Annotated in this window: 19 protein-coding genes and 1 pseudogene; 14 read left to right on the top strand and 6 right to left on the bottom strand. The window is 65.2% G+C overall.

What is annotated here, in order from left to right; translation table 11 throughout:
* Nucleotides 1-91 precede the first annotated feature (91 nt).
* Entirely contained in the window at nt 92-1078 is a 987-nt protein-coding gene (locus JOE41_RS10710; RefSeq protein ID WP_011693891.1) for a diacylglycerol kinase family protein, read from the top strand.
* Nucleotides 1079-1159: 81 nt separating this feature from the next.
* Here JOE41_RS10710 and JOE41_RS10705 read toward each other — a convergent pair whose 3' ends face one another.
* The 6 genes from JOE41_RS10705 to JOE41_RS10680 form a co-directional block, all read right to left on the bottom strand.
* Nucleotides 1160-1888: an aspartate/glutamate racemase family protein gene (locus JOE41_RS10705; RefSeq protein WP_209752339.1), complete on the bottom strand. Its 729-nt coding sequence runs from the start codon at nt 1886-1888 to the stop codon at nt 1160-1162.
* 8 nt (nt 1889-1896) lie between these two features.
* Nucleotides 1897-3336 (bottom strand): amidohydrolase family protein, encoded by a 1440-nt coding sequence (locus JOE41_RS10700; RefSeq protein ID WP_209752338.1) that lies wholly within the window; start codon nt 3334-3336, stop codon nt 1897-1899.
* A 10-nt stretch (nt 3337-3346) separates the two neighbouring features.
* Nucleotides 3347-4186 carry an aspartate/glutamate racemase family protein gene (locus JOE41_RS10695; RefSeq protein ID WP_209752337.1) on the bottom strand — a complete coding sequence of 280 codons (840 nt, stop codon included), beginning with the start codon at nt 4184-4186 and terminating at the stop codon, nt 3347-3349.
* A complete protein-coding gene (locus tag JOE41_RS10690) occupies nt 4183-4866 on the bottom strand; it encodes a GntR family transcriptional regulator (protein ID WP_209752336.1) in 684 nt (227 codons plus the stop codon). Before JOE41_RS10690 ends, JOE41_RS10695 begins: the two co-directional genes overlap by 4 nt.
* Before the next feature lie 83 nt (nt 4867-4949).
* Nucleotides 4950-6308 carry an MFS transporter gene (locus tag JOE41_RS10685; RefSeq protein ID WP_209752335.1) on the bottom strand — a complete coding sequence of 453 codons (1359 nt, stop codon included), beginning with the start codon at nt 6306-6308 and terminating at the stop codon, nt 4950-4952.
* Between the two features lie 252 nt (nt 6309-6560).
* Nucleotides 6561-7400 carry an ACT domain-containing protein gene (locus tag JOE41_RS10680; protein WP_209752334.1) on the bottom strand — a complete coding sequence of 280 codons (840 nt, stop codon included), beginning with the start codon at nt 7398-7400 and terminating at the stop codon, nt 6561-6563.
* A 426-nt stretch (nt 7401-7826) separates the two neighbouring features.
* Between JOE41_RS10680 and JOE41_RS10675 the strand changes: the two genes are divergently transcribed.
* From JOE41_RS10675 to JOE41_RS21015, 13 genes and pseudogenes are all read left to right on the top strand, one after another.
* On the top strand, nt 7827-9395 hold the full coding sequence (locus JOE41_RS10675; protein WP_209752333.1) for a sugar transferase: 1569 nt from the start codon (nt 7827-7829) through the stop codon (nt 9393-9395).
* Nucleotides 9396-9410: 15 nt separating this feature from the next.
* Complete coding sequence (locus tag JOE41_RS10670) at nt 9411-10523, top strand: Gfo/Idh/MocA family protein (RefSeq protein ID WP_209752332.1); 1113 nt, start codon at nt 9411-9413, stop codon at nt 10521-10523.
* Nucleotides 10520-11515 (top strand): NAD-dependent epimerase/dehydratase family protein, encoded by a 996-nt coding sequence (locus tag JOE41_RS10665; RefSeq protein ID WP_209752331.1) that lies wholly within the window; start codon nt 10520-10522, stop codon nt 11513-11515. The genes JOE41_RS10670 and JOE41_RS10665 overlap by 4 nt, the downstream gene beginning before the upstream one ends.
* Nucleotides 11512-12687 (top strand): DegT/DnrJ/EryC1/StrS aminotransferase family protein, encoded by a 1176-nt coding sequence (locus JOE41_RS10660; RefSeq protein ID WP_209752330.1) that lies wholly within the window; start codon nt 11512-11514, stop codon nt 12685-12687. The genes JOE41_RS10665 and JOE41_RS10660 overlap by 4 nt, the downstream gene beginning before the upstream one ends.
* Complete coding sequence (locus tag JOE41_RS10655; RefSeq protein ID WP_209752329.1) at nt 12680-13348, top strand: NeuD/PglB/VioB family sugar acetyltransferase; 669 nt, start codon at nt 12680-12682, stop codon at nt 13346-13348. Before JOE41_RS10660 ends, JOE41_RS10655 begins: the two co-directional genes overlap by 8 nt.
* A complete protein-coding gene (locus tag JOE41_RS10650; protein ID WP_209752328.1) occupies nt 13345-14478 on the top strand; it encodes a DegT/DnrJ/EryC1/StrS aminotransferase family protein in 1134 nt (377 codons plus the stop codon). The genes JOE41_RS10655 and JOE41_RS10650 overlap by 4 nt, the downstream gene beginning before the upstream one ends.
* 113 nt (nt 14479-14591) lie before the next feature.
* Nucleotides 14592-16061: an oligosaccharide flippase family protein gene (locus JOE41_RS10645; protein WP_209752327.1), complete on the top strand. Its 1470-nt coding sequence runs from the start codon at nt 14592-14594 to the stop codon at nt 16059-16061.
* Entirely contained in the window at nt 16061-17338 is a 1278-nt protein-coding gene (locus tag JOE41_RS10640) for a glycosyltransferase (RefSeq protein WP_209752326.1), read from the top strand. The genes JOE41_RS10645 and JOE41_RS10640 overlap by 1 nt, the downstream gene beginning before the upstream one ends.
* A gap of 338 nt (nt 17339-17676) precedes the next feature.
* A complete protein-coding gene (locus JOE41_RS10635) occupies nt 17677-18540 on the top strand; it encodes a glycosyltransferase family 1 protein (protein WP_209752325.1) in 864 nt (287 codons plus the stop codon).
* Nucleotides 18540-19712 (top strand): acyltransferase, encoded by a 1173-nt coding sequence (locus JOE41_RS10630; RefSeq protein ID WP_209752324.1) that lies wholly within the window; start codon nt 18540-18542, stop codon nt 19710-19712. The genes JOE41_RS10635 and JOE41_RS10630 overlap by 1 nt, the downstream gene beginning before the upstream one ends.
* Before the next feature lie 37 nt (nt 19713-19749).
* The gene (locus JOE41_RS10625; protein ID WP_209752323.1) at nt 19750-20487 is read left to right on the top strand and encodes a DUF6492 family protein; all 738 of its coding nucleotides are present in this window, start codon (nt 19750-19752) and stop codon (nt 20485-20487) included.
* A pseudogene (locus tag JOE41_RS21020) lies at nt 20484-20870 on the top strand (VanZ family protein); the annotation flags it as partial. The gene JOE41_RS10625 and the pseudogene JOE41_RS21020, both read left to right, overlap by 4 nt.
* Nucleotides 20871-20954: 84 nt before the next feature.
* A complete protein-coding gene (locus JOE41_RS21015; protein WP_245201042.1) occupies nt 20955-21548 on the top strand; it encodes an acyltransferase in 594 nt (197 codons plus the stop codon).
* The last annotated feature ends 1 nt before the right edge of the window (nt 21549 follow it).

Genomic DNA, 21549 nt, shown 5'->3' with positions numbered 1-21549 from the left:
AGGTCCGCGTTGCGGCAAGGCAGTAAGACCCTGTTTTCAGTTACGCTTCAGTTTAGTGAGAACCCCCGACCATTTGCCCGTGAAGGATGCCATGACCCAGCACAATAATGAGCCGGAGAACACGAACACTCCGGAAGGCAGCGCCGCGCCGCAGGCCGGCACCGGTCCCAAGCGCGCCGCCGTGATCATCAATCCGGCCAAACCGGTGGACTTCGATATTCGCGGCATGATGGCCAAGCACTGTGCAGATGCGGGCTGGGATGAGCCCATGTGGATCGAAACCAGCAAGGAGGACCCCGGCGTCGGACAGGCGAAGGAAGCGCTGAGCCGCGGGGCCGACGTCGTGATTGCCGCCGGCGGCGACGGCACCGTTCGGTGCGTGGCAGAGGTCCTCTCCGGCACTTCCACGCCCATGGGGCTGCTGCCGCTGGGCACGGGAAACCTGCTGGCCCGCAACCTCGGCATGGACGTCACCGATATTGAAGGCGCCATGGCCGGTGCCCTGACGGGCGAGGACCGCAAGATCGACGTGGTCCGTGCCGTCCGGAGCGATCCGGACAAGGAGCAGCACTTCCTGGTGATGGCTGGCGTGGGTTACGACGCCACCATCATGGCGGACACGAATGAGGACCTGAAGGACAAGGTGGGCTGGCTGGCCTACGTTGATGCGGGCATCAGGAACCTTCCCGGCAAACCGGTGAAGGCGAGCATTGTCATCGACGGCAAATCAGTGGTCCATCGCCGGGTCCGCAGCGTCATGGTGGGGAACTGCGGCAAGGTTCAGGGCGGACTGGAAATCTTCCCCGACGCGAAGGTGGATGACGGCCTGCTGGATGTCGTGGTCCTGGCGCCCCGGGGCAAGCTCGGCTGGTTCTCCGTTGTGGCCGGCATGATCGGCAAGGGCAAAGGCAAGGACACGTCCGTGGAGTACTTCCAGGGCAAGGACGTGGAGATCACCCTTGAACACGCCGATGATTACCAGCTCGACGGCGACCATGAAGGAGACGGCAAGCACGTCCGCATGACCATGCTTCCCGGCGCACTGACGGTCAGGATGAACGCGCCCGCTGCCGCCTAGACGGCAGCGCGCAGCAGACTCAAGAGGGTTCGACGGCGGCCCGCTCCCAGTGGGCCGCCGTCGGTTCTTGCCTGGGCTGGATCAGTCCGTGAGCAGCCTGCCCCACCTCGGTGCGAGCAAGGGGGACCCGGCAAGTTTGAGGCTTTGCCACAGGGTCACGGCCACGGAGTCCAGCACCGGTACGCCGGTTTCTGCCTCCATTTCCGCTGCGATGTTGGCGCCGTACAGGTTGGTGCAAAGGTAGATCAGGGCGTCCGGCCGTGCCGCCGCGAGCTCCAGAGACCCCGGCCGCATCTCGTCCTCCGTGACCCGGGCAAACGACTCGTTGTCGCTCAGCCCGAGGGCCCGATGGCCGATGGTCTTGATGCCGTCCCGCTCGTAGGAGGCCATGATGGCGTGGTTGACGTCCGCCGTGTAGGGCGTGAAGAGCCCGATCCGCTCCGTGCCGAAGGATTCGAAAGCCGCCAGGTAGGCGAGCGTGGACGTTGTGGCCGGGATGCCCGTCGCGTCGACGATCTCACCGACCAGTTCGCGGTCGTGGTCGGCGCCGAGCCAGGAGCCTGACGTGCCGTTCCAGGCGATGACGTCCACGTCCGCCGTCGCCAGCAGCTCGGCGGCGGCCCTCATGACAGCGGGGTCGAACTGCCTGTCCGAGGAATCGTCCAGCGCGATGCGGGTAACGGGGATCCTGGTGAAGTGGATGGTGACGTCGTCCCGGCCGCCCAGGATGCGGTAGCTCTGCGGCTCCAGGCAGGTGTTGGAGGACGGCACGATCATGCCGATGCGGGTCTTACGTGCTTCGGAAGGCATGGCTGCTCCTACTTAGCTGCGGAGAGGGTGGCCGGAGTGGCGGCGGACGCCGTGGTGGACGAGAGGTGTTCGCGGAAGCCGTTCCGGGCCACGAAACGTCCCACGGCTCCGGGGTCATGGAAGCCGGCGCCGTCGAGCACCACCCTTCCCGCGGAAACCACGACGGCGGGCCAGCCGGTCAGCGTGCGGCCGTCGAACGGTGAGAAATCAGTGCCCATGTGCAGCGCACCGCCGTCCACCGTCCGTTCCTCGGCAGGATCGAAGATCACCAGGTCGGCGTCGAAGCCCTCGGCGATGGTTCCCTTGCCGGGGACTGCGTTGATGCGGGCGGGGCCGGCGGCGAAGACCTCCACAAAGTCCTCCACCGACGAGCCCGCGGACGCCATGGCCGTAAAGGTGACGGGCATCCGGGTTTCGACGCCAGGCAGGCCGTGCGGCATGGCGCGGATGTCATCGGTGCGCTCGCGCTTCTGCGAGAGGTCGTAGCAGGAGTGGTCCGAGGAAACCGTGTGGATGGCGCCGTCGGCCAGCCGCTCCTTGAGCGCGGCGACGGTTTCGGGGCTGCGCATGGGCGGGCAGCAGGCGTACCATTCGGGGAAAGCGGAGCCATACACCGTGTCATCGAGCGTGAGGTAGTGCGGGCACGTCTCGGAGAAGGCTTCCTGGCCGCGGGCCCGTGCCTCGGTGACCAGGTCGACGGCGCCCGGCGTGGATTGGTGCACGAAGTACACCGGTGCCTTGGTGTACTCGGCCATGGCCAGGGTTTCCTTGACCGAGATTTCCTCGGCGAGCTCGGGGCGGGTCCGGTGCAGGTGTTCGATGCCGATCCTGCCGTCGTCGGCGTGCTGCCGGGTGCAGTCGCTGATGATGGGGTCGTGTTCGGCGTGGATGTAGGTGAGGCCGTCCAGCCGGACCATCTCTCGCATCACTTTCAGGATGGTGTCGCCGTCCGCCATGGTGGTGCCGCGGTTGGTGGTGTACATCTTTACTGAACGCACCCCCTCGGCGGCGAGCTGCTCCAACTGCCAGGGCACGGTCTCGTCCCAGCTGACCACGGAGCCGTGGAGGGCGACGTCGCAGCGGGATTCCAGCGCCAGTTCCTTCTTGTGCAGGACGGCCGCCAGCGGGGTTTCCTGCGCGTCGCGGGGAATGCCGAAGTCGATGATGGTGGTGGTGCCGCCCCACAGTGCCGCGGTGGAGGTGGTGCGGTAGTCGTCCAGGGTGCGGAAGCGTCCGGTCACCTGGGCCACGTGGCAGTGGCCGTCCACGCCGCCCGGAATCAGCAGCTGTCCGGTGGCGTCGATGGTGCGGTTAGCGGCGGGGACGGGTTCCGCGGCATCGATGAGCTGTTCTATGCGGCCGTCGCGGACCACCACGTGGGCGTTCCGGCGGCCGAAGCTGTTGACCACGGTGCCGTGGGCGATGACGAGTTCGGGAATGCGGGACATCTTTGTCCTCCTAGTTCTTTGAAGCGGTGCGTGCTGACTGTGCTGACTGCGCGGCTGCCAGGGCGGCGTCGAGGTTTTCGGAGAGTCCCTTGCGGGCCTTGACCGGCGGCGGCGCGAAGGCTCCCGCGCGGTGCGGGCCGGATTGAAGTCCGACGACGGCCTCCGCCATGCGGATGCCGGCGGAGATGCCGTCCACCACCGGAACCGGGATCTGGCCGCTAAGTTCGCGGGCCAGCCCGGCGAGGGGCGCGCCGGCGAGGATGACGACGTCGGCCCCGTCCTCGGCGACGGCCTGCCGGCTGAGTGCCAGCAGCGTTTCCTTGAAGTCCTGCTGCACGGAGGCGATGCCGTTGAGCGAATCGTTGATGGAGCGGATGGAGGCCAGCCGGCCGCCGAGGCCGAAGCGCTCCACACAGTCCAGGTACCAGGGCCGGATCCGGTCGGAGATGGCGATGATGGAGAAGCGGTGCCCCTGCAGGGCTGCGGCGCACAGCGCGGCTTCGGTGATCCCGATGACGGGAACGTCCGTGAGCTCCTTCAGGGCGGGCATGCCCGGATCACCGAAGGCCGCGACGACGACGGCATCGACGGGTGCCGCGTCGATGCGGTCCGCGGGGTCGGCGCCGACAGACGGGCCGTCGTTGGCGGTTCCCGCGGTGTATTCGGCGATCACCTCGGCCACCGCGCCGGCGGCGATCAGGGACTCGAAGCGGGTTTCGATGTATTCGACACCTTGGGCCGCGGTGCGGACCACCAGTTCGGTGCCCGGCGAGGCGGAGCGCAGGGCCTCCGATTCGATCAGCGCCGTGACGTCGTCGCTGATATTGGGGTTGATGACGAGGAGTTTCATTTTTTCTTCCGGTGAAGGGCGGGTTCGGTTTTCTGGAAGTCGTCGGGGAACTGTTCGCGGTATTTGCCGATGTGCGACGCCGACTGCGCCGCGGCGCGGTCCGGGTCGCCGCTGGCGATGGCGGCGTAGAGTTCCCGGTGCTCCCGGATCAGTTCGGGCAGGTCGCTCACGTGCCGGAACAGCCAGTGCATGCGGCCCTGCAGGGGTTCCAGTGCGGACTTGAGGAAGCCGTTGTCCGCGATCCGGGTGATGGCGTCGTGGAATTCGCTGTTGGCGCGGTGGGCCTCCATGACGGCGCCCTTGGCGAGGCAGCGTTCGGCCTCGTCCAGCAGCCCGGCAAGGTATTCAAGGTCCTCGCCGGTGGCCCGGACGGCAGCAAGCCGGCAGGCAAGCACCTCCAGCGACTGGCGGACATCGAAGAGGTCCTCCACATCCTTGGGGCTGAGCGAGCTGACCTCGGCGCCGCGCGCACCCCGGTCGCTTAGGAGCCCTTCCTGGCGCAGCATCCGCAACGCCTCCCGGACAGGCAGCCGGGAGACGTTGAACTCTGCTGCCAGGTCGCGTTCCACCAGCCGGGTGCCGGGAGCGTAGTGCCCTTCGAAGATCCTGCTGCGGAGCGTGTCCCGGACAGTCTCGCGGAGGGGGCGTTCCTTGTCCTGGGTTTCTTCTGCGGTAAGCATGGTGCTCCATTCGGGTCTCTTGACGGGTGGTGCGCTCCCGGCGCCGGGAGGGGTGCTGCGGTGCCTAGCTTAGGGCCGCCAGCTTAGACAGGGAGGCGTTTGTTGTAGTCCAGCACCAGGACGGACACGCCCATGATGATCGCGGACCCGACGAAGTACAGCAGCGCCCAGGTGTAGGAGCCGGTGGCACCGACGATCAGCCCGACCGCGATGGGGGTGACGAAGCCGGAGATGTTGCCGCTGAAGTTCATCGCCCCGCCCAGGACGCCGGCGTTGGTCCGGCCGCCCAGGATGGAGGGAATGCTCCAGAACAGGCCGACCCAGCGGAGGAAGAACATCACCACGGAGAGGAGCACGACGGCGGTGGTCGGGTCTGCCACGACGGTCACCCCGACGAGGCCGCCCACCACAACGACGCTGGATGTTCCCAGCAGTGTGCGCATGACGCGGTTTGCCGAGGCCCCGGCTGCCCGCCACTTGTCGGCGATGGTGCCGCCCAGGATCTCACCGACGAAGCCTGCCCCGAAGATCACGAACGTGGACCAGCCGATGGTCTTCAGGTCGAAGCCCTTGGCCTGGGCGAGGTACAGCGGGCCCCAGGTGAGCAGGCCGTAGAACACGCCGTTGAAGCCCAGCCAGCCGAAGCACATGGCCCAGAAGGAACGGAATTTCAGGTAGGGCAGCAGGGCACGCTTGCCCTTGCTGCCGTCCAGCTCGGCCTCGGCGTCCTCGGCCGCGTGGGAGGCCTCGATGTATTCGGCCTCTGCGGCGTTGACTCCACGGTGCTGGCGCGGGTTGTCCCGGACGTACCACCAGACGGCCAGGCCCATCAGGACAGTGGCGGCACCGGCGATGACGAATGAACTGCGCCAGCTGCCGGTCGCGGCAATGAGGCCCGCGATGAGGATGCCGCCGAGCCCGGCGCCGAGCGGAGCGCCGGCGTCCAGGATCGTGGCGCCGCGGCCGCGTTCCGACTTGTGCATCCAGATCGCGTTGAGCTTGCCGCCGGCCGGCATGACGCCGGCTTCGGTGACGCCGATGCCGAGCCGGGCGATGAACATGCTGAGGAAGCCGCCGGCCATGCCCGAAGCGGCCGTTGCGGCGCCCCAGCCCACGCAGGAAGCGGTCATGACCTTGCGCGGGCCGAACTTGTCGATCAGCAGACCGACCGGGATCTGCATCAGGGCATAGGTCCAAAAAAAGGCCGAGAGCAGCAGGCCCACGAGTTCGGGAGCGAGGTTGAATTCTCTTTGGATGATGGGGAGCGCCACCGAGATGGAGCCGCGGTCGATGTAATTGACGGCGACCAGGACGAGGAGCAGCAGGAAGAGTTTCCAGCGGACGTTGGTGCGCCGTTGCACGCCGTCCTTGCCGGTTTGGCTCTCAGGGGATTGAACTGCGGCTGGATCGGTGCTGGAAGTTTCGGTACTTGGAAGAGACACAGCTTCTCCTTCACGGGGAAGATTGCGGGCAGGGGAAAGACTCTGGTGTTGTGGCTGGCCGCGGCCGGATCCGGCGGAGGCCTTACTGTCCCGGCCTGGATCTGGGTACGCCTTCATGGCGACAGGCTCCGGGAAGATGGTCACTTTTGGGATCCCGTTTTGGGATCCCAAAAACAAAGATAGAAGTGACCCGTGCCACTGTCAAGGGTTTTTTGCGCAGTGCCCGCCGGACGGCCTATTTACCGATTGTGACTACCGGCTGTCGCTGTGCGCCAGAATTTCCGCGAGCTCCGCCAGCCGGTGTGCCCGCGCTGATTCCGCCGGAGTGAACGGTTCGCCGGGCCGGTAGAAGGTGGCGGGCCCGTGCCACGCCGTCGGGATCTTCAGCACCGTCCCGGCGTCAGCGGTGGCCAGGAGTTCCTGGCGCCCCTCAGCAGCGACGGGGACAAGCCTGGCGGAAAGCAGCTCGGCAACGGCCAGCGGAAGCTCATCCGGGTTGCCCGCAATCCGGGCGGCGAGGCTGAGTGCCCTGGTCTGGCCGTCCGCCATGGCCAGGGCCGTGGTGGGCCAGACGTGCGGATGCCTGCCGCCGCCGTCACGCAGGGCGTCCAGGAGTTCACGTTCGCCAAGGTTCCCGGGCGCGGAGAGGACGAACTCGTCGAGTACGCCGCCCGCTACCGGATGGATGTGGATGCTGAGGATGTTCGTGTCCAGCCGCGCCAGGGCCTGCGTGACTTTCTGGAGCGACCCGGGCTGGTCGCGCAGCACTGTGCGTGCCCGCCAGAGGGCAGGGGCGGTATTCAGCCGTTTCCGGTGCCGCAGGGCGGGAGCGTGCAGCCAACTCCTCAGCATCCGGGCTGCGGAAGGCTCAGCCACCCAGATCACCAGCACTGTTGCCGTCAGGGTAAGGACCAGGACCTTGGCCACGTAGGGGAGGTGGGTTTCCACCACCGCAGCGTGCACCAGGAGCTCAATGGGCAGCATGACGGCGATATTCGCGAGGGTCAGCCGTGCTTTTGTCGGTTCCGGCATTTGCCCGCAAACTTCGCAGCTCAGGTCGGCCGCTTCGGTGGACTGTGCCTTGCGCTTCATACTCACATCATGGCCCGGCCCTGTTTCAATGGCGTTGCGACCGCGTCACGATCGCCAACATCCTTGGAATGGCGCGGATTTTTGGAGTACTTGCCCGGCCCGCAAGCTGCGGCCGGGAGGTTCCGGTTGCAGCTTGGTTGACGGCGCCGTGCAGGTAGTCCCGGGTGTCCTGGGCCTTAAGGCCGGCGCGTAATTTCCGCCTGCCTACCTAACGGTCATCCAGACGTCCGAGTAGCACCCGCATAAAGTACCGGACCGCTGCATAGAAAGCCGGGTAGGTTGCCCTCGTGACGGGGACAGGCGCCCACGGCTTGTATTGGGGAAGGCATCAACCGGTGCCGCCTACCAACGTCGGGGGGATAGGCAAATGGCGACCTCGTCTGCAGGCATATCGCTGTGGTCAGCCCTCAGTATGCGGGGGCTGAAATGAGCCAACTGGGTAAAACAAGCCCGTTCGTGCTGAAGTTCACTAGTCCCGGAGTGAGTTCCGGGACGGTCGCCGGCCCGCCACGGGCCGCCGTCGGGCATTCCCTTGGAGGCACCGAAGGGCAGCTGCCCGGGCGCCGGCTCTCCGGCCGAGAATGGGCGCGCTTCCTTGCCCGCTTCCTCCGCCTGACCGACACCCTGGTAGTCGTTTTTTCGGTGCTGATCGGATACGTGATCCGGTTTGACGGCGGGCACTCTTTTTCCGAAAGCGGCGACAATGCGGTGGGCGCCGTCCTGGCCGCAGGCCTCGTGGTGTTATGGACCGGCGCCCTCCGCTTTTACCGGACCAGGGATCCCAAGGTGCTCGGAGTCGGTGCAAGCGAATACAAACGCGTCGCCGTTGCAACCACCCGGGTGTTTGGCCTGCTGGCCGTGTTCCTGGTGGTATTCCGGCTGGAACCGGCCTGGGCCTTTTACGTCGCATCGTTTCCGTTGGGGCTCCTGGCCCTGGTGGGGAACCGCTGGTTCGCCCGCCGCTGGTACAACCGGAAACAGTCCGATGGTCAGTTCCTGGTAAGGGCGATGGTCATTGGACAGCCCGAAGATGTGCGCTACGTTCTCGGCCGGATCGCCAAGAAGACCGGTGCAGCATACGAAATCCTTGGGGTGTCGCTACCTGGTGCCCGCCGGGGAATGATGCTCGACGTCGACGGCCGCCGCGTTCCAGTGTTGTCCTCTACCGACGACGTTGTCCGGACCGTGGGATGGTACGGTGCCGAGGCCGTCATCGTGGCGGGACCGGTGCCGGGAGGCAACCAGTACATCCGGGAGCTGGGGTGGCGGCTGGAGGAGTATTCCGCCGAACTGGTCCTCGCTTCAACGCTCACGAATGTCGCCGGGCCGCGGATCCACTGGCGGCCGGTGGAGGGACTGCCTCTGATGCACGTGGACGTGCCGCAGTACAGCGGCGGCAAGCATGTTCTCAAGCGGCTGCTGGACATTGTGGTCGCCTCCGCGGCCCTCATCCTGCTGTCGCCGCTGTTCCTTGTCCTGGCGGTCATCGTCAAGCGGAACGGCCCCGGACCCGTGTTCTTCAAGCAGGAGCGCGTCGGCAAAGCAGGCCGCCCGTTCAGGATGATCAAGTTCCGTTCCATGGTCACCGACGCGGAAGCGTCACTCGCGGCACTGATGGCCCGCAACGAGGGCGCGGGCGTGCTGTTCAAGATGCAGAACGATCCGCGGGTGACCAGCTGCGGACGCTGGATGCGCCGCTACTCACTCGATGAACTTCCGCAGTTCTGGAACGTGCTCACCGGCGAAATGAGCCTGGTGGGCCCCCGGCCACCGCTGCAGCGCGAAGTGGAGGCCTACGAACGGCATACCCACCGGCGGCTGCTCATCAAGCCCGGAATCACCGGACTCTGGCAGGTCAACGGACGCTCGGACCTGCCCTGGGATGAGGCCGTGCGCCTCGATCTCTACTACGTCGAGAACTGGTCGATCATGGGGGACGTCATCATCATGTGGCGGACCTTCAAAGCAATGTGCATGCCTGCGGGCGCGTATTAAGTGGAGGGGACAGATATGGAATCGTCACAGGAGTCCTACCGCCGGGACCTTGACCTTATGGCATCCGCGGCACCGCTGCGGGCCGCCGTGATCGGTGCCGGCTACTGGGGGCCAAACCTAGCCCGGAATTTCAAGGCCAGCCCGGACTGGCAACTTGCAGCGATCGTGGACATGGACCGCGACCGGGCCGCCAAGCTTGCGGCAGCCCACGGCGGCGTGCCGGTCTGCGAATCAATTGACGAACTGCTGGACACCGTTGACGTCGACGCGGTGGCCATTGCTACTCCGGCGCACACCCACCACGGGATCGCCCTGACAGCGTTGCGCGCGGGAAAGCACGTGCTTGTGGAAAAGCCCCTGGCCGACAGCAGGGCCAAAGGCGTGGAGATGGTCGAAGAAGCAGAGAACCGCGGGCTAATCCTGATGGCCGACCATACGTACTGTTACACCCCCGCCGTCCTGAAGATCCGCGAACTGATCGCGGAGGGCTCGTTGGGCGAGATCTTGTTCATCGACTCGGTGCGCATCAACCTCGGGCTTGTGCAGCCTGACGTTGACGTGTTCTGGGACCTGGCTCCGCACGATCTGGCCATCATCGATTTCATCCTGCCCGGCGGCCTCCGTCCCGCTGAAGTGGCCGCCCACGGAGCGGATCCACTGGGAACCGGACGGGACTGCGTGGGGCACCTGACGTTTGCGCTGCCGAACGATGCCATGGCGCATGTGCACGTGAATTGGCTCAGCCCTACCAAGATCCGCCAGATGGTGGTGGGTGGTTCCCAGCGGACCCTCGTCTGGGATGACCTGAATCCGCAGCAACGGCTGAGTGTGTACGACCGCGGCGTCAGCCTGGACCGGAAATACCGTTCGCCCGCGGAGAAGAAGGCATTCGCCATTTCCTACCGGCTGGGTGACACATGGGCGCCCGCGCTGGCGGAACACGAGGCCCTCGGCCAGATGGTGGCGGAATTCGCCAGCAGCATCTGGCATCACCGGCCTGCGCGGACCAGCGGTACCTCCGGGTTGCGGGTGCTCTCCGTTCTGGAAGCGGTCAGCCGCAGCCTCAGCGGTGATGGGGCCTCGGTCGCCGTCACGGGCAACGAAACCCAGTTGGAGGGACGGCGATGAGCATGCTCCAGGGGGCGCGCGTCCTGGTCACCGGCGGAGCCGGCACTATCGGATCCACCATTGTCGACCACCTGGTCACCGCCGGCGTTGAACGGATAACCGTCCTGGACAACCTGGTCCGGGGCCGCCGGGCCAACCTGGACGACGCGGTGGCCACCGGCAGGGTGGAACTCGTCGAAGGGGACCTGCGCGACCGAGACCTCGTCCACGACCTCACCCGCGGCAAGGACATCGTCTTCCATCAGGCGGCCATCAGGATCACCCAGTGCGCCGAGGAGCCGCGGCTCGCCCTCGAAGTGCTGGTGGACGGCACGTTCAACGTCTTCGAGGCGGCGGCCGAACACGGTGTGGGCAAGCTGGTGGCGGCATCCAGCGCGTCGGTTTACGGCATGGCGGAGGAATTTCCCACCAGCGAACGCCACCACCACCACAACAACGACACGTTCTACGGCGCGGCGAAGTCCTTCAACGAGGGAATGGCCCGCAGCTTCCGCGCGATGACCGGCCTGGACTACGTCCTCCTGCGCTACTTCAACGTCTACGGGCCGCGGATGGATGTGCACGGCCTCTACACAGAGGTCCTGGTGCGCTGGATGGAGCGCATCGCGGACGGGCAACCGCCGCTGATCTTTGGTGACGGACGGCAGACCATGGATTTCATCCACACCCGTGACGTTGCCCGGGCCAACATCCTGGCCGCCGGAAGCAGCGCGCGCGAGGGTGTCTACAACGTGGCCAGCGGGGAAGAAACAAGCCTCCTGCAACTCGCCGAGGCGCTATTGCGGGCCATGAATTCCGAACTGCACGTGGAACACGGACCCGACCGCGCCATCAACGGCGTTGTCCGCCGCCTCGCGGATACTTCTGCGGCCCGCCTTGACCTTGGCTTCGCGGCCGAAACCGGACTTGAGGACGGGCTCCGCGAACTCGTGGACTGGTGGCGTCCGCTTCGCGGCGAAATTGCCGCCGCCCGGGTCGGAGGCGTGCGGTGACCATTAGCCAGGATCAGGCGCTGAGCCGGATCAACGTCATGAAACCGTGGCTTGGAGTCGAAGAAGCTGAGGCCGTCGCCGAAGTGATTGCCTCCGGCTGGGTGGCCCAGGGTCCCCGCGTGGCGCAGTTCGAGGAAGCCTTCGCCGCCGCCCAACAGGCGATGTTCGCCGTCGCCGTTTCCAACTGCACCACCGCCCTGCACCTGGCACTCAAAGTGGCGGGGATCGGTCCGGGAGACGACGTGGTGGTGCCGTCCTTCTCCTTCATTGCCACCGCGAACGCCGCCGGCTACGTGGGAGCGAGGACTGTGTTTTGCGACGTCGAAGAGGAGACCGGCAACGTTTCCGCACGGACCATTGCCGCAGCCCTGACCCCGGCCACGAAAGCTGTGATCGTGGTGGACCAGGGCGGAATGCCGGTGGACCTGGATCCCGTCCGGGCGCTGTGCGACCCCCTCGGCATCACGGTGGTCGAGGATTCGGCGTGCGGGGCGGGCTCCACCTACCGGGGCAGGCCCGTGGGGGCCGGCGCGCAGTTGGCCGCGTGGTCCTTCCACCCGCGCAAGATCCTGACCACGGGTGAGGGCGGCATGCTCACCACGTTGAACCCCGAGTGGGCCGGCCGGGCACGAAGGCTGCGGGAACACGCCATGAGTGTCTCCGCCAACGACCGCCATGCCGCCCTCCTGGCACCGGCGGAGGAGTACCTGGAAGCGGGGTTCAACTTCCGGATGACGGACATGCAGGCCGCCGTGGGGCTGGTCCAGCTGGGGCGGCTGGCGGAGGCCGTGGCCCGCCGCCGCAAAATCGTGGCCGGCTACCAGTCTGGTCTTGACCGCGTCGGAGGTCTGCGGCTGGTCCGTGATCCGGCCTACGGCACCAGCAATTTCCAGTCCTTCTGGGTGGAGGTCCTGCCGTCATTCCCCCTCAGCCGGGAGGAACTACTGGAGCGCCTGGCACGTGACGGCATCTCGGCCCGCCGCGGGATCATGGCCGCGCACCGGCAGCCCGCCTACGCCGGACGGGATACCGGCCAGGCCGACCTCTCTGTCACCGAACGGCTGACGGACAACACCCTGATCCTGCCGGTTTACCACCAGCTGACGCCGGGCGAACAAGCCCGGGTACTGCGGTCCATCCGCCTGGCGGGCGGTGAGGGAACCCGTGGCTGACCTTATTCTCATCGCGGCCAGCGGGCTCGCCCGCGAAGTGCTCGCCACAGTGCGCGACAGCGGCCAGTTCGACGTCGTGGGAATCCTCGACGACGATGCCGACAGGGCGGGCACCACAATGGACGGATCGCACATCCTGGGACCGATCAGCCACGCGCTCAACTACCCGGACGCGAAGATGGTGGTCTGCGTGGGCGCAGGCAACACGCGGGCCGGGATAGTGGCCAGGCTTGCCGGACTCGGCTTCCCGGAGCGGCGCTACGCCACCGTGGTGGACGCCTCGGTCCGGCTCCCGGAAGGGTGCCGGATCGGCCACGGCAACATCCTGCTGGGCCATGTCACCCTGACAGCCGACGTCACCATCGGCAACCACGTGGTGGTGATGCCCGGGGTAACCCTCACCCACGACGACGCGGTGGAGGATTTCGCCACGTTCGCGGCTGGCGTGTCGCTGGGCGGCGGTGTCCGGGTGGGACGGGCCGCCTACCTGGGCATGAACTCCTGCGTGCGGGAACGGACGGCCATCGGTGCCGGCGCCACCGTGGGGATGGGGGCCGTAGTCCTGGCCGACGTTCCGGCCGGAGAAACCTGGGCCGGCGTTCCGGCGCGGGCCATTGAACGCGTCATGCACACAGCTGCTGTTTCAGGAGGCGAACGATGACTCTTTCACCAACTTTCCCCTTGTCCGTACCTCTCGTTGACCTCGGTGCCCAACAGCAGGAAATCGCCGAGGAGGTCGAGAGCGGCATCCGGGAGGTTTTCGCGCGGACCTCCTTCATCGGCGGTCCCGAGGTCGCAGAGTTCGAGCAGGCCTACGCCGGTTTCCTCGGTGCCCGGCACTGCGTCGGCGTCGCCAACGGCACCGATGCATTGGAACTGGGCCTCCGTGCGGCCGGGGTCGGGCCCGGCGGCGAGGTCATTCTGCCGGCCAATACCTTCATTGCCACAGCCGAGGCCGTAAGCCGGATCGGGGCCACCCCGGTACCCGTGGACGTGGACCCCGATTATCTGCTGATCGATCCAGCCCGGGTCAGCGAAGCAGTGACCACGGCGACCCAGGCGATCGTGGCCGTACACCTGTTCGGGCAGACAGCCTTCGTTGAAAAGCTAAAGGCTGCCGCTTTCGGCTGCGGCGCCGTCATCGTCGAAGACGCGGCCCAGGCGCAGGGCGCGTCCCGGCACGGACGGTTCGCCGGCACCCTGGGAAGCGTTGCTGGCACGAGTTTTTACCCGGGCAAGAACCTCGGGGCGGCCGGGGATGCCGGGGCGGTCCTGACTAATGATGACGCGATAGCTGCCCGGGTCCGCCTGCTGGGCGCCCATGGCAGCTCCGTCAAGTACGAACACGACGCGATCGGCATGAACTCGCGGCTGGACACCATCCAGGCAGTGGTGCTGAACTCCAAGCTGCGGCGCCTTGCGGCCTGGAACGAACGACGGCGGGAGGCCGCCGCCCGCTATTCGGAGATGCTCAAGGACGTACCAGGCATTGTGCTGCCCCGCTCGGCCGATGGCAATTTCGACGTCTGGCACCTCTACGTCATCCGGATCCTGGACCGGGACCGCGTGCTCGCCGCGCTGAACGGGGCAGGAATCGGCGCCGGCATCCACTATCCGGTTCCGATGCACCTGAGCCGCGCGTACCGGCATCTGGGGTTGTGCCGGGGGTCATTCCCCGTCGCAGAAGAAGCCGCGGCAACGATGCTCTCCCTGCCGATCTACCCGCATATCACTGCACGACAGCAGGAGTACGTTGTCGGCCAGTTGCTCGCGGCCATGGACCGGTCATGACGCAGGGAAGCAGCGGGCCCGGGGCAGGGCTGCCGGTGTTGGATTTTTCGCAGCACACGTCTCCGGAAAGTGGTAGCGGAGCGGTAGGGCTCGCGCAGCGGGTTAGGGGAGGAGTGCTCTGGAATGCCGGGGGCACCGTCCTTCTTCGGCTCAGCAACATCGCGGTGATGGCTGTAGTGGCCCGCATCGTTGCACCGAACGAACTTGGGATTTTTGCCCTGGCCATGGTCGTACAGGCATTTCTGACGTCAATGGCGGAACTTGGCGTTGCTTCCGCAATCGCGCGGACGGATCTGGACATCGATAAGATTGCCCCTAGCGTGGCGACGATTTCCCTGTGCTTCAGCCTCGCGCTGGCCTCGGCGATGGCTGTCTTCGCCGAGCAGTTGGCCGTTGCGCTCGGGTCCGCCGAAGCGACCGGGGCGATTCGAATTCTCGCGATCAACGTCGCGCTTATCGGATTCTTCGCGCTGCCCGGGGCACAGATCCTGCGAGACTTCCGCCAAGACGTGCTGTTCTGGGCCAGCGTCATCTCATTTGCCGTGGGCAGTGGAGTGCTCGTCGTTCTGGCCTGGTTGGGCGACGGCGCAATCGCATTCGCTTGGTCACGCGTTGCGGGGCAACTAGTGACGGGTCTGGTGATAGTAGCCTGCCTACGCAAGATTTATTTCCCAGGGCTGGACACGAAGTACCTGTTACCCCTGCTCAGGTTTGGTATTCCGCTGGCCATGGCCAACCTGCTCAGCCAGGTTCTACTGAACGTGGATTATGTCTTCGTCAGCCAGTTCATGTCGACGGCGGATGTGGGCATCTACATGCTTGCCTTCAATGTTTCCAACTGGTCCGCGGCAGTCATAGCCACGGTGCTCAACACGTTGGTGCTCCCGGCATTTTCGACGATCAAGCGCGATGGCGGGGACGTGCGGGCTGCGCTGTTCCGCGCGGTGAGGACCGTAGCTTTGGTCGCCTGTCCGATTGCGGCTTTCACGGCTGCCTTCGGGACTGAACTCATAGTCACGATCTACGGGGAAAAGTGGGTCGCCGGCGGTCCCGTACTTACAGTGCTCTCCATCTTTGGTGCCGTATTCATCCTCAACCTGCTTTTTGCCAACATCATCATCTCGTCAGGTCGGACAGGCATCCTCTTCACCGTTCAGGCTTTGGCCCTCGTCGCGTTGCTTCCGGCGTTGTTCCTCGGCGTCACTTCAGGAGGCCTCGTCGGCGTGGGAGTCGCGCACATTGCGGTCATCGCTGGGGTCACGCTGCCGGTCTACCTCGTGGCAATGCGGAGAAGCACCGGGGCGGAGACAACGTTTGTACTCCGTGCCCTGCTCCGTCCGGCAGCGGGGGCCATCCTTGCCGCCGTGGTCGCGGCCCTGGTTACGGATGCGATTCAGGAACCGCTCTTGAGACTTTTGGCGGGCGGCGTCACGGGAGCGGTCGTCTTCGCGCTCTGGACGGGCCCGCTGCTGTTGGAGTTGCTGCCTGAGTGGGCCGTTGCCAGGTGGCGGGGCGCACGTGCACGGCGCAGCGCCGGACAACACCCGGACTCGGCTAACGGACAGACGAAAGAGGACTTGTGATGCTTCGCGTTCTGGTTCAGGTAAATCATCTCGGCCTGGGAGGCACGCAGATCAACGCTGTCGACCTGGCGGCGGCGTCCACGGAGTATGGATTCGAATCCGTAGTCGTCGGCCCCGAGGACACGGTGCCCGCAGTGGGGCCGTCGCTTCTGGACGTCGCGGCGGCACGCGGGGTGAAGCTGGAATCCTACGATCGCGGCTCCCTGGGTGTGCGCGGGGCGACGACGGTGCAGGGCGCCTGGACGCTGTCGCGCCTGGCATCACGCCACAGCGCCGACATAGTCCATGCCTACAGCACCGGTTTCAACAAGGCGGCCTATTGGGGCCCGTGCCTGCTCGGGAGGAGGCCGCTGGTGATCACCGTCTACGAGATGGAAGTCGATCCAGCGGTTCAGGAGCGGGCCAGCCTGATCGTCGGCACAAAGTACTTGTCCGAAGAACAAGCCACTCGGCCCGGAGCGACGGAGCTTATAAGCCCGCCCGTTGATTTGGACCGAGACAACCCCGATCTGGTTTCTGGCACTGCCTTCAGGGCCGTGCACAACGTCACTTCCGCACAGACTGCCGTCGTCATGGTCAGCCGGCTGGACGAAGAAATGAAGGCACTTGGAGTGGATGTCGCGATGCAAGCAGTCGATGCCATGTCCGATCCCGCCGTTGTCCTGATCGTCGTAGGAACCGGAACCGCCGGAGAACGCCTGAACCGGCAGGCTGCCGCCATAAACGCCAGGCAAGGCCGTCAGGCCGTGATCATGGCCGGTCCCACGTCCGATCCAAGGGCAGCCTATTCGGCGGCCGACATAGTTATTGGCATGGGCGGATCGGCGGCGCGCGGCCTGGCTTTCGGAAAGCCGCTCGTTGTCGCGGGTGAGATGGGCCAATTCCGAACGTTCGGGCCTGAAAACGCAGCGGCCCTGTTCCGCAACAGTTTTTGGAGCAACGTACCCTCCGCCGACGCCCGGGGCGAGTTGCTGGCATGTCTGCGTCCGTTGTTGGACAGCGCCCATCTTCGCGGGGAACTCGGCAGGTTCGGCAGGGATTTCGCCGCCGAGAATTTTGGGCTTCGGGCTATGGCCCGGAAACTGTCGGGGGTCTACGGATCGGCCGTCAGCACAAACGGTCCCTTGGTGTGGCTACGCGATTTTCCGTCACAGGCATCGGCCCCCATCCGGTGGTTCGGCCCAAGGGGGACCGGACCGCTCCCCCTTCCGCAACGGCCATTCCTGGACAACAAGGCGATGGCATGCGTGACTCCTGGCACCGAAAGGGATTCATAATGACGACTATCGGCCTTCGAGAGATACTGGCGCGGACCAAAGCTCAGGGGATGGCGGACACAACAAGGCGCGGGGTCCGCTCTCTATATGGCATTTTGAACGAGAGGATGGACCTCCGGGCCTTGGATTTTCCTCTGGACGATTGTGATATTGCCCCCGGTGTCCGTCCAGCCGCGCCGCTTCGGGAGTTCGCCCAGGGCCGACAGCACATCGGCTGGCTGTGCACCCCGCCCGGCGCCGGTTCCGGCGGGCACACGACACTGTTCCGGATGGTACGCGGAATGGAGGAACGCGGGCACCGCTGCACCCTCCTTCTGTACAACCGCCACAAAGGGAACATGGAACGCCACCGGGCAGTCATCAGGGAGTGCTGGCCGGAACTGACCGCCGATGTTCAAGAAATGCCAGCGGTTCTCGCTGGCTTTGACGCCTGCGTGGCGAGTTCCTGGGACACTGCGCACGTACTAGCTGCCCGGACACCCCGGGGATCCAACATGGGTTCCTACTACTTCGTTCAGGACTACGAACCGTACTTCTATCCGCGTGGCTCGCTCTATGCACTTGCCGAAGACAGCTACCGCCTCGGATTCACCCACTTGGCGCTTGGGGAAATGGTTGCCAGAACGCTTCGACGAGAGGTGGGTATCCGTTCGGAGGTTATTCCCTACGGCAGCGATCTGTCCGGTTACGGACTGGGCAACACGGGCCGGCGCTCCGGCGTCGTATTTTTCGCCCGGCCGGGCGTCGACCGGCGCGGATATGAACTCGGGCGCCTCGCGCTTGTGGAATTTCACCGACTTCATCCGGAGCAGGAGATACATACCTACGGGTCCAGGGTCCGGGGCTGGGGCATTCCGCTGACCCAGCATGGCATGTTGTCTGTCAGCGAACTCAACGAGCTTTACAACCGCACGATTTCCGGGCTGGCGCTGTCCTTTACCAACATCACCCTTGTCGCCGCGGAAATGTTGGCCGCAGGCAACATAGCTGTTCTCAACGATCACGAATTTTCGCGGCCAGTGCTCACCAACCCCGAAGCCGTGTGGGCTGCGCCCAGTCCTGCCTCACTGGCCCTGGCACTGAGCTCAGTGGTCACGGATCCAGGCCGAAATGACCGGTCCGTGCGTGCCGCAGCCCACCCGGGACCAAGCTGGGCCATTACCCAGGCGGAAGTTGCGCTGAAACTGACGGGGGCGTCCTGATGACTAATCAAGCAGCTCCAGGGCGAACTGTTCTGCACGCCGGTCCGGCTCCGGCCAGCCGGGTGGAATGGCTCGACGGAGTCCGCGCCTTGGCCGCCGTCTTTGTGGTTCTTCACCACATCTGGCTGATGAGTTATGGGGGCTATCCCGGTAACCGCGGACCTTGGCTGACGGACTGGATGGTCTACGGGCATCTGGCGGTATCCGTCTTTATCGTGGTTTCCGGTTTTTCGCTGACGCTCTCGCCAGCAGGACACGGTATGAGGCTGAAGGACGGCGGCCGGGGATTCATGCGGCGGCGCTTCTGGCGGATCGTGCCGCCGTACTGGGCGGCTCTGGGGATTTCGGTACTGCTGATTGGGTCCGGGCTGATCAGCTCTCCATCGGGGGAGCCTGTCACGGCCAGGGATGTCCTCGTCCATCTTCTTCTGATCCAAGACGCAGTGGGAAGCACGCCACCCAACGGGGTTTTCTGGTCCATCGCCGTCGAATGGCACATCTACTTCCTTTTCCCTTTGCTGCTTCTGTGCTTCCGGCGGTACGGCATGACGGTGACGGTCCCGGCGGTGGCTCTGCTCGTGGCGACGCTGCATGTGGGCGGCTTCTTTCTGCCAGCCCTCGCTGCACTCGATCGCTTCACGCCCGCATTCCTAGTGCTGTTTGCAGCAGGAGCCGCGGCAGCGCATCTGTCGAAGCGTGGCCACGCGGCAGCTTCCAGCGTGGCCATTGCAGCCGCTTTGACGGCCGGATTCCTGGCAGCGGCAGGGCTCGCGGGCTCGGAGTGGATAGTGTCGCAGTATTTCTGGGTGGATTTGGTTGTGGGCTGTGCCGCGGCTGCACTGTTCAACACCCTGGCCCAGGGCCGGTTGCGGCGGCTGGCCCGAATACTGTCCGCACGGCCGCTGGCCTTCGTGGGGGAATTCGCCTTCAGCCTGTACCTTGTGCACGCCTTGGTCCTTGAGTTGCTTCGTGTGCACGTGGTCCAAGCCGCCGGCCTCAGCGATGCCATGGCGTTCTGGACGCTTATGGCCTTAGGCATCCCCGCAGTCATGTGTATGGCCTATATGTTTTTTCTGCTGTGCGAACGACCATTCCTGACCATCCGCAGCTTCCGGGAGTTGGTGGGAGCGCTGAAACGACCATTCCGCCGCAAGGGCAAAGCTCGGGCATGACCGTGCCGGTCGGCAGACACACCAAAGGAATTTAGACATGAACACGATTACCATCTTGACGCCGTCGTTCCGTCCCGACTTCGACCGACCGGTCCAACTGCATGAATCCCTGCTTGAATTCACGGACGAATCCGTGACGCATCACGTGATCGTGCCCCGGCGGGATCTGGCATTGGTCAGCCCCCTGGAATCGCCCCGGCTAAGGGTGTGGCCCGAATCCGATTTCCTCCTGGCGGGGTTTGTCGCGACAGACCGACTTGCCGCCATGGTGAAAAAGCTGCCGTTCCTGCCTTCCATGGTGCGGTTCAGCGCATTAAACCTGCGTCGGCTTTGGCCTCCCGTTCGTGGCTGGGTGCTCCAGCAAATTTCGAAGTTGTCGGCCGGTCCGAAGCTTGGCACGGACGCCACCGTGATTATTGACTCGGACGTAGTACTCCTGCGGCCGATGCCTGCCGAACTCATCTTCCAGGGCAGGACGGTGCGTCTTTTCGAAATGCCAAATGCCATCTCCAGTGACATGGACCGGCATGTGAAGTGGACCCAAACGGCTCACCGGCTTCTAGGACTTCCCGTCCCGGAATCCGTCACCCACCCGGATTATTTGGGGGGAATCATCACGTGGGATCCGGATGCCTTAGCCGGGGTCCGTGTCGGGCAATTCATCGCAGACTTCGGACCAACGGATATTGCCGTCCACATCCAGTCGAACTCCATGACCAGCGCGGAAACCACAGGCCACGTGCTGTCTGCACTCCGTGCTGAGGCGAAAAGATGAGTACGCCCGCACGTCGCAGAACCCTCCTCGTGCTCCTTGGTGCCTACGTTGCGTCCCTGGCCTGCATTGCTTTCTGGCCCACTCCGGTGGACCGCCCACTGGCAGGATTCTTGAAAGATGTCCTAGCGGTCCTGCATACATACGACGTAACAGCAGGAATCCGCTACAGCCATGTGGAGGGCGCGGCGAACATCATGCTCTTTGTCCCGCTTGGCCTGCTGGTTGCCCAATTCTTCCCACCGCGACGCTTTTGGATAGCGCCTGCGACGGGCTTGTTGACGTCTACCGTGATCGAGGCCATCCAGTTCCTCCTGCTCAGCCAGCGCCAAGCCAGCTTGCGGGACGTCACCAACAACACGCTTGGCGCTCTGCTTGGAGCCTTCCTGGCCCACGTGACGAACCGCCGTCGCGGCGCGGCTCAAAGCGAGCCGGGAGCCGGAACAAAACGAAATTCCGGGAGGAACGACATGATCACCATTGCCAACACAGCTGACGTGGCGGACACAGCATCCATCGGTGACGGGACCCGGATCTGGCACCTAGCCCAGATCCGCGAAGATGCCAGATTGGGAAACAACTGCAATATCGGCCGGGGGGCCTATGTTGGTCCGGCCGTGCAGCTGGGCGACAACTGCAAACTGCAAAATTACGCACTGGTCTATGAACCCGCGCGCATATCCGACGGTGTCTTCATCGGACCCGCCGCTGTGCTCACCAATGACCTCCACCCCAGGGCCATCACCCCCGATGGAACACTGAAGGGTTCTGAGGACTGGGTGGCAGTCGGCGTCACGGTCGGCAAAGGCGCCTCGGTGGGTGCGCGTGCGGTCTGTATCGCGCCCCTCAGCATCGGCGAGTGGGCCACTGTGGCCGCTGGCGCCGTCGTGACCCGTGACGTTCCGGCCTATGCCGTGGTGGCAGGCGTGCCGGCGCGGCAGATGGGCTGGGTGGGCGAAGCGGGCCACCCGCTTAAGCAGGACGACGGCGGCAGCTGGCTCTGCCCGGCCACGGGGCGCCGCTACTTCGAAATCAACGGGCAGCTCGTGCCCGCGCAGAACTGAG

The organism is Arthrobacter sp. PvP103 (genome assembly GCF_017833075.1).
GTDB lineage: Bacteria > Actinomycetota > Actinomycetes > Actinomycetales > Micrococcaceae > Arthrobacter.
This window is presented reverse-complemented; position numbering and strand designations above follow the sequence as displayed.